2 protein-coding genes are annotated in these 10,452 nt (G+C 37.9%); both read left to right on the forward strand.

The genetic code is table 11. The annotated features are described in order from the left end of the window. The first annotated feature begins 1 nt into the window (after position 1). Positions 2–5,944, forward strand: a complete 5,943-nt coding sequence (locus tag L0P31_RS08710) for a ZmpA/ZmpB/ZmpC family metallo-endopeptidase (protein WP_238096553.1) — start codon at positions 2–4, stop codon at positions 5,942–5,944. Between the two features lie 322 nt (positions 5,945–6,266). Next, a partial coding sequence (locus L0P31_RS08715) for a sialic acid-binding adhesin (RefSeq protein WP_238096555.1) occupies positions 6,267–10,452 on the forward strand: 4,186 nt, incomplete at its 3' end.

Consider the following 10,452-nt stretch of genomic DNA (forward strand, 5'->3'; position numbering starts at 1 on the left):
AATGAGAAAAACAAGACAACAACTAGAAAAAATCACCAAATATTCAATTCGTAAGCTCACTGTTGGGGTAGGTCCTGTAGCCATCGGGGCCTTCCTTTTTGGTGCTAGTACCCTTTCAGTAGATAAGGTACAAGCCAATGAAGTTGGTGGTGCTCATAGCGTTCATTACCGTTATTTGGCAGAGCAAGAATTGACTGAGTCTGAAAAAGCTCTGATTCACCATGAAGTTCCAACAGAATTTCAAGATGATGATATTCTTTATGTAGTTTATCGCAAGAAGGCAACTAACAGTCAACAACTTCCTTACACAGGAAGTAAGGAGCTAGCTCTAGCAGGCCTTGGCTTGGCAACGGCTTCTCTAGCAGTCTTTTTGGTGTCCAAAAAAGGTCGCAAAGAGGTTCTAGGTGTTCTCTTGATTGGTTCTTTAGGAGCTAGCACTTTTGTACCTTATGGGACATTTGCGTTTGAAAATAAAGAATTACTTTCTTATAACCAAACTATTTCAGCCTCTACACATGAAGGCTTAGCTGAAGGGATTATCTACATTGATGGCTATGAATACATTGGATACTTTAAGGAAGCAGAACTCCATCCATCAAGACCAGTTTCAGCTGAACAGCCTCAGTTGCCAGTAGAAAAGCAAAGTTCAAAAGAAATCGAGAAAACAGAAGTCGTTCAAGAAAGACCTGCTGTTGCTCCGGAAACTGTCGTTGAAAAACCTGTAGTAGAAACTCCAGTTGCTCCTGCGGTTGAAGAAAAACCAGTTTCTGAGAAACCTCAGACAAGACAGGAAGAGAGCTTGGTGGAGATTCCTTTTGAAACGGTCACAAGCCCAGATGCTAATTTAGCAGAAGGACAGACTCGTATTGTTACAGCCGGAGTAAATGGTCAGCGTCGCCTTGTAACCAAAGTTTCGGTGGTCAATGGTCAAGAAGTTAGAGAAGTCATCGAAGATCAAGTAGTCCAAAATCCTGTGTCGCAAGTCATTGCAGTCGGAACTAAGAAAGAGGTGCAACCTGCCCCAACTCCAGTACCACAAGCTGAACCAAGTCACCAAGTAGCTAAAGATACGCAAGAAGAAGGTAAGGTAGGCCAATCCTTAACGCAGCCAGAAATGCCAGAAGCTCCAGTAGAAGCAAAAGGTACTCAAGAAGAAGGTAAGGCAGGCCAATCCTTAACGCAGCCAGAATTACCAGAAGCTCCAGTAGAAGCCAAAGGAACTCAAGAGGAAGGTCAAGCTTTAGTACAGCAAGAACTTCCTGAATATACAGAAGCAGTTTCAACTAAGGGAACACAAGAACTAGGAAAAGAAGGTCAAGCTACAGAGCAACCAGCAAATCCAGAATATAAAGTAACAACTGGTACAGTTGAAAAGTCTACTGAAAGTGAACTAGATTTCACAACAGAAGTAGTTCCTGATGACACAAAATATGTGGATGAAGCAGTAGTTGAACGTCAAGGTACTAAAGGAGTTCAAGTTACGAAAACAACTTATGAAACAGTGGAAGGTGTAGAGACAGATAAAGTTCTTTCTACAACTACAGAAGTGAAAACTCCTGCCGTTTCTAAAGTCGTTAAAAAAGGAACAAAACCAATTGAAGGAACAAAAGTTGAAACAAGAGAAGAAGTCATTCCTTTTGAAACAAAAACAGAAGAGGATGATACTTTAAAACGTGGAACAACTACAGTTGCTCAAGAAGGTGTAGACGGTAAGAAACAAATTATTGAAACGTATAAAACAATTCGCGGAGAAAAAACAAGCGATGCTCCAACAGTAGAAGAAAAAGTTATCTTACAACCTCAAGATAAAATTATTAAAAAAGGTACAAAAGGGTTAGAAAAACCAACCTTACAATGGGCAAATACTGAAAAAGATGTTTTGAAGAAGAGCGCAACAGCTAGTTATACATTAAATAAACCAGCTGGAGTAGAAATCAAATCAATCAAATTAGCGTTGAAAGATAAAGATGGACAACTTGTAAAAGAAGTAACGGTATCTGAAAATAATTTAAACGCGACTTTAGATAAATTGAAATATTATCAAGGATACACTCTATCTACTACGATGGTTTATGATCGTGGAGAAGGCGAAGAAACTGAGAAATTAGAAGATAAACAAATTCAGTTAGACCTCAAAAAAGTTGAAATCAAGAACATCAAAGAAACAAGTTTGATGAGTGTAGATGCTGAAGGAAACGAAACAGATAAGAGCTTATTAACTGAAAAGCCAACAGATGTTGCTCCATTATATTTACGTGTAACAACGCATGATAATAAGACAACAAGACTTGCAGTAAGTTCTGTTGAAGAAGTTGTTGTTGATGGGAAAACATTGTACAAAGTTGTAGCGAAAGCTCCAGACTTAGTTCAACGTAGAGCAGATGATACTTTCAGTGAAGAGTATGTTCATTACTTTGAAAAACAAAAAGCACACGAAGGTGATGTATATTATAGTTTTAATGACTTGGTAACAGCAATGAAAGCTAACCTAAGTGGTACTTTTAAACTTGGTGCAGACCTTAATGCTGCTAACGTACCAACTCCAAATAAACAATATGTACCTGGTAAATTCAGCGGAACTTTAACAAGTGTCGATGGAAAACATTATACAATTCACAATATGGCTCGTCAGTTATTTGATAATGTCGAAGGTGGTACAATTAATAACATTAATTTAGGTAATGTTAATATTAATATGCCTTGGGTTGAAAATATTTCAGCACTATCAAGAGTAGCTAAAAATGCCACAGTTGAAAATGTTAAGGTAACTGGTAGCATCCTTGGTAAAGATGGTATTGCCGGTATTGTAAACAAAGTGGACGTTGGTGGTTTATTACAAAATGTTGCCTTTGTTGGTAAAGTTACTGGTGTTGGCGATAAAGGCTGGGATATGGGCGGTATTTCTGGAGAAGTTTGGAAAGGGAATATTAAAAAAGCCTATGTTGATGCTGATATTGTAGCAAATAAAGCTCGTATTGGTGGTCTTGTTGCTAGAACAGATAATGGTTACGATGGAAATGGGGTTAACAAATATGCATTTACTAGCCAATCTGTCGTTAAAGGAACTATTAAGGTAAAAACGCCTGTTGAAGTTGGTGGTTTCATTAGTAAAAACTATCCATGGGGTCGAGTTCTTGATACTGTTACAATGATGAAAGTTGAAAATGGTGAGGAATTCTATGGTTCCAAAGATCTTGTTGATGATGATGGATACTTTACAAATAATTGGATTGATAGAAACTATGTTGTTACAGGTGTGAGTGAAGGAAAACGTTCATTCAAATATTCTCGTAGTAATCGAATCCAAGAAATCAGCTTAGAAGAAGCTAACAAAAAAATAGAATCATTCGGAATTACAGCTGATAAATTCGAAATTGCTCCACTTGTGGAAGATAAACTAAACCAAGTTAAACCAAAATCTGATACTTATAAAGAGATTCAAGATTATAATGCAGATCGTGAACTTGCATACCGTAATATTGAGAAACTTCAACCATTCTACAATAAAGAGTGGATTATCAATCAAGGAAATAAAATTACTGAAGGCTCTAAATTACTAACTACAGAAGTATTATCTGTAACAGGTATGAAAGATGGACAATTTGTAACGGACTTATCTGATGTTGATCATATTATGATTCATTACGCTGATGGTACGAAAGAAGAAAAACCTGTATCAGCTAAAGCTACGTCAAACGTAGAACAAGTAAAAGAATACGATATTACAGATTTAGGTGATGTAGTTTACACACCAAATATGGTAGTTAAAGACCGTACTCAACTAATCAGTGAGATTAAAACGAAATTAGATAGTGTTCAATTAATTTCACAAGAAGTTCGTGACTTAATGGATAAACGTAATAAACCAGCTGAGAATAGTGAAAATCATAAGAACAACTACATTCGTAACTTGTTCCTTGAAGAAAGCTTTGAAGAAACGAAAGCTAATTTAGATAAATTAGTCAAAGCTTTAGTCGAAAACGAAGACCATCAATTAAACGGTGACGAAGCAGCCATGAAAGCTCTTCTTAAAAAAGTAGAAGATACCAAAGCTAAAATAATGATGGCTCTTACTTATTTAAATCGTTATTATGGATTTAAATACAATGATATGAGTATTAAAGACCTTATGATGTTCAAACCTGATTTCTATGGTAAGAATGTTAGTGTTATCGATAGATTGATTCAAATTGGTTCTAGTGAGAAAAACTTAAAAGGTGACCGAACTCAAGATGCTTATCGTGATGTGATTGCGGGAGCAACAGGTAAAGGTAACTTAAATGACTTTTTAACATATAATATGAAGTTGTTTACAGAAGATACTGATATGAATGTTTGGTATAAGAAGGCTGTATCAAATACTAACTATATTGTTGAGAAGCAATCCTCAAACCCTGCGTTTGCTAATAAAAAATATCATTTGTATGAAAACCTTAATAACGGTGAGCATGGACGTTATATCCTACCACTTCTTAATACGAAGAAAGCTCATATGTTCTTGATTTCAACATACAATACACTAGCATTTAGTGCGTTTGAGAAATATGGTAAGAATACAGAAGCTGAACGTGAAGCATTCAAGAAAGAAATCGACTTACGTGCACAAGAACAAATCAACTACTTAGACTTCTGGTCTCGCTTGGCGGCTGATAATGTACGTAATCAGTTGTTGAAATCTGAAAACATGGTTCCATCGGCTATCTGGGATAACCATGGTGCGCCAGGTGGATGGGTTGATAGAATGGGTCACACGAAGAATGGTGATTATGCTCCAATTCGTGAGTTCTATGGTCCAACTGGTAAGTGGCACGGTGATAATGGCATGGGTGCATACGCATATATCTTTGATAGACCTCAAAACTCAGAAGCCGTGTACTATATTTGGTCAAGTATGATTAGTGATTTTGGTACATCAGCCTTTACTCATGAAACAACGCATATCAATGACCGTATGGCTTACTTAGGTGGTTGGGGACATCGTGAGGGTACAGACGTTGAAGCCTTTGCTCAAGGAATGTTACAATCTCCAGCTGTATCAAGTTCGAATGGTGACTACGGTGCACTAGGTCTTAACATGGCTTATAAACGTGAAAACGATGGTAAACAATGGTACAACTATGATCCAAATAAATTAGATAGTAGAGAAGCTATCGACCATTACATGAAAAACTATAATGAAGCGCTCATGATGCTCGACCATTTAGAAGCGGATGCCGTTATCGCGAAGAATGATGGTGACAACAACAAGTGGTTCAAGAAGATGGACAAAAAATGGCGTGAGAAAGCTGATAGAAATGGTTTAGTTGGACAACCACACCAATGGGATTTACTTCGTGACCTAAATGACGCGGAGAACAAGAAGAAATTGACAAGCATTGATGACCTTGTAGATGGTAATTACGTGACTAAGCATAATATGCCTGGTAATAAACATTATCGTGCTGAAGGTTTTGATACGGCATATCAAACTGTAAGTATGATGGCTGGAATTTACGGTGGTAATACAAGTCAAAGTGCTGTAGGTTCTATCTCGTTCAAACATAATACATTCCGTATGTGGGGTTACTTCGGATATGTCAATGGATTTGTCGGATATGCTTCAAACAAGTATAAACAAGAATCTAAAGCAGCTGGTAGACCGGGTCTTGGTGATGACTTTATCATTGAGAAAGTGTCTGGTGGTAAATTCCACACACTAGAAGAGTGGAAGAAAGAATGGTTCAAGGAAGTCAAAGCTAAAGGAGAAAAAGGATTTGTCGAAATTGAAATCGACGGACAGAAAATTTCAACTTATGCAGGACTCCAAGAATTGTTCAACAAAGCTGTTGAAAATGACCTTAAAGCGGGTAATTCAAACCAAACAGTTGCACTCAAAGAAAAAGTTTACAAACAACTCTTGCAGAAATCAGATGGATTTGCTGGTGATTTATTCACTAAAGCATAATCAAGAGTAATTTAATAGCCATAAAATGATAAAAAGGTAGATCTTGACTGGATCTACCTTTTTTGATGTTCTTGCAGTTCTTAAATGTTCATTTACAAGCATAATTATTGAATATATTTATAACTAAAATACTAGAAAATAGATTTTCAAAAAGTAAATGAAATGTCAGGCAGGGCTTTGTTTTATGGATTCTGTTCGAGTTCAAACAACTTGCAAAAATAGTTTAAAAATTATAAAATGAAATATAAAGTAATTTGTAAATACGCATAAAATTCAATATGATATAATGTGTACATAGATAAGAGAAAAGGAAATATTATAAATGAAGAACAAGCTTTCTGATAAGTCCCTTGAGAATCAGAGAAAAGAAAAAATCATGCGTTTCTCCATTCGTAAATATAGTTTTGGTGCAGCGAGTGTAGCGGTTGCTGCCTTTTTAATGTTTTTAGGAAATGGAGCAGTTGCAGCGGATCAATTGAAAGTAACTGAAGAGTCTTCTAGTAAAGTAGAGTTGGCTAAAGAAGGTGGGGATAAGACTGAAAAACAGAGTGAGTCCAAAATTAGTGAGCCGAAAATTACTAAACCAGAACTAGATAAAAGTCAACTTGCAAATTATATTGGTGAAATTGAAGGTAAGATTTCAAGTGGAGCTTACGCTAATAAGACTGAGGAAAGTGTAGCGAGTCTAGCTGCTGAGTTAGCTAATGCCAAAGCAACTTTAGCGAGCGCAAGCAGTCAAGAAGAATTGACGAGTGCCTATCAAAAACTGGTTACTACTGTTAACTCAAAATTACGAAATAAGCCGGTTGAGAAAAAAGAAATTGTTTCAACAGATACTACTGAGGGTAAAGAAACAGTTGGTATCAAAGCTGAGAATACTGAGAAACCATCAGAATCAAATGCGATTGAAAATACTGGTGCCAATGATCCGCGTAATGGAAGTGAAATTGAAAAGGATACAACATTCCGTGCAGCTGTCAATCAAGATCCAAAGGTAGACTTTACATTCTCCATACCAGATGAGAAGAAAATCTATATCTATAACGAAGAGCATTTTTCATTAGAAATTCCAGTTTATTCTGAAACTGGAAAAATTCGCTATGCAACGATTAAGAAAGGATCTAGACAAAGATTCCCTAATGTTGCAGGTACAGATAATGACTTGGATGTTGAATTTGGATTTACAGCTACTGTAATAAATCGTGCTGAAACGGCAGGGGTAACATCGGAGGCGAGTCAAGCAAATCCTGCGAAAATCGTCATTACAGGTCGTCCAAATGATATATTAAAAAAGAACAGAGATTACACAAAACAAGAAAACCAAACATTAAATGTTGGTACTCGTTATGTTCAAGTAGTTGATGACCAAGGTAGAGAAAATCTTAAAAAAGGTATGGATATAACGGATCCAGGATATTTCTACTTAGTATTAAAATCTCAAGCAAAAAAATACGCCTTAAGATCTCAACCTACAGATGAAAAGATTTCTGTAACTAGTTTGACAAATCCTACAGCAGAAGATTTAAAGAAAATCAAAGATAGTATTCAATTAGAATATTCAACGACAAACGAAGATGCACGATTTGCTGATAGACGTGGAACTTTAGTAGAACACCCAGAGGATGTTATTCAATCGGTTAATATCGTTGGGAATAATATCGTTGTTACATTTACAGATGGTTCTACGAAGACGAAGCCGGTAAGTGAAATTGTACAAAAAAATATTCCACCGGTTGTTAATCTACCGTATTCAAACGAAGCGAACAGAAATATTTATATCTATTCTGGAGAAGAGACAGACCTAACATTTACTGCAACGGATGAGTCTAAGATTAAGGACCTAAAACTTCGTGGCCCTGGTGACATTAACTATAATAATGCAACTAGTTTTGGTTTAGCAGTAGGGAATATTGTTGATAGCGCAGTAACAAGCGGAGCAGGTTCTGTTTCTGAAGATAAGAAGACAGCAACCATTAAAATGACTGGAACAACGAATTTAACTGCTGGGAAAAAATGGACAAGTGTTATCGTTGCAAAAGATGACAACAATGGAGAAAGTGCACCTTTTAACGGAAGAATTAATGCAACTACTAATCCTGCAGAACGTCAAAAAATAGCCGGATATGTTGAATTTTTAGTGAAAAATCAGACTACTAAATATGATATTAAGACTCCAGAAGGAACAGTTAGTGTAGTAGATCCAGCGAATGTTACGGCTGACGAATTTGAAAAAATTAAAGAAAAAGTAAAAATCGAATACTCTCAAACTAATGATGACGCAAATATTACAAGTAATAGAGGACAAGCTGTAGACAATCAGGCGACAAGAATTTCTACGATTACAAAAGATGCTAATGGAAATCTTGTTGTGACCTATAAAGATGGTTCAACTGATACAAAACCTTTATCAGAATTCACAAGTTTAAATAAACAACCTGCAATTGATGCAATTAATACAGCTGCAGACAATAAAATTGCAGAAATTAATGCTAATACAAACGCAACTGCAGAAGAAAAAGCAGCTGCAATCGAAAAAGTTAATGCCGATAAGGCGAAAGCTTTAACAGCAATTAATGATAACTCGGTAACGACAAAAGCTGCATTAGATAATGCTAAAACATCAGGAACGACTGCGATTAGCAATGATAATCCTGTAGCAACGAAGAAAGATACAGCAAAAGCAGCTATTGACTCAGCTTTAAGAGAGAAAGAAGCAGCCATCGATGCGAATAACGACTTAACGACCGAAGAGAAGAATGCAGCAAAAGTAGATGCACAGGCAAAAGCAACTACAGCGAAAACAGCAATTGATAATGCGACAACAAACGCAGCAGTGGACTCAGCCCAAACGGCAGGAACAACAAGTGTAAGTTCAGTAACGCCAACAGCGGTAGCGAAATCAGCGGCTAAGAAAGCAGTAGATGATGCACTTAAAGCGAAAGAAGCACAACTTGATGCAAGAAATGATTTAACAACTGAAGAAAAAGAAGCAGCAAAAGCAGATGCACAAGCAAGGGCAACAGCGGCTAAAAATAATATTGATACTGCAACAACAAACTCAACAGTAGATAATGCGAAAACTACAGGCGTTGCTGATGTAGAAAGCGTTAATCCGCAAGCAAGCCAAAAGAAAACTGATGCAAAAAATGCAGTAGATGAAGCATTAAAAGCAAAAGAAGCAGCAATAGATGCCAACAATGACTTAACAGACGAAGAGAAAACTGCAGCGAAAGCTGATGCGAAAGCAAAAGCAGACGCAGCGAAGACTGCAATTGACAATGCAACCACAAACGACGCAGTAACTCAAGCTAAAAACGCTGGGGCAGCAAGTGTATCTTCAGTGACTCCAACTCCGGTAGCCAAACCAGCTGCAAAACAAGCCATCGATGACGCATTGAAAGCTAAGAATGACGCGATTGATGCCAATAATGATTTGACTGCTGAAGAAAAAGCCAAAGCTAAGGAAGACGCAAAAGCGAAAGCTGACGCAGCTAAGCAAGCAATCGACAACGCGACAACAAACGATGCAGTAACGCAAGCTAAAAACGCTGGGGCAGCAAGTGTATCTTCAGTCACTCCAACACCAGTAGCTAAACCGGCTGCAAAACAAGCCATCGATGACGCATTGAAAGCAAAGAATGACGCGATTGATTCCAATAACGATTTGACTGCTGAAGAAAAAGCCAAAGCTAAAGAAGATGCGAAAGCCAAAGCCGATGCAGCGAAACAAGCAATCAACAACGCAACAACAAACGCAGCGGTAGAACAAGCTAAAAATGACGGAGCGACAAGTGTATCTTCAGTCACTCCAACACCAGCAGCTAAACCGGCTGCAAAACAAGCAATTGATGACGCATTGAAAGTTAAGAACGACGCGATTGATGCCAACAACGATTTGACTGCTGAAGAAAAAGCCAAAGCTAAGGAAGACGCGAAAGCCAAAGCTGACGCAGCGAAGCAAGCAATCGACAACGCGACAACAAACACAGAGGTAGAACAAGCTAAAAATGACGGAGCGACAAGTGTATCTTCAGTCACTCCAACACCAGCAGCTAAACCGGCTGCAAAACAAGCCATCGATGACGCATTGAAAGCAAAGAATGACGCGATTGATTCCAATAACGATTTGACTGCTGAAGAAAAAGCCAAAGCTAAAGAAGATGCGAAAGCGAAAGCTGACGCAGCGAAGACTGCAATTGACAACGCAACAACAAATGCGGGGGTAGACCAAGCTAAGGCTGATGGAACAACAGAAGTAACCAATGTGACTCCAACGCCGGTAGCCAAACCAGCAGCTAAGCAAGCCATCGACGATGCACTGAAAGCTAAGAATGGCGCGATCGACGCAAACAATGACTTAACAGCGGAAGAGAAAGCAAAAGCTAAAGAAGATGCAAAAGCAAAAGCCGACGCAGCGAAGACTGCAATTGACAACGCAACAACAAATGCGGGAGTAGACCAAGCTAAGGCTGATGGAACAACAGAAGTAACCAATGTGACTCCAACGC

Source organism: Streptococcus mitis (assembly GCF_022137125.1).
Taxonomy (GTDB): Bacteria; Bacillota; Bacilli; order Lactobacillales; family Streptococcaceae; genus Streptococcus; species Streptococcus mitis_CE.

What these genes read in the sequence shown, in the direction of transcription:
- L0P31_RS08710 (WP_238096553.1), top strand. Translation starts at nt 2, where the DNA reads ATGAGAAAAACAAGACAACAACTAGAAAAAATCACCAAATATTCAATT.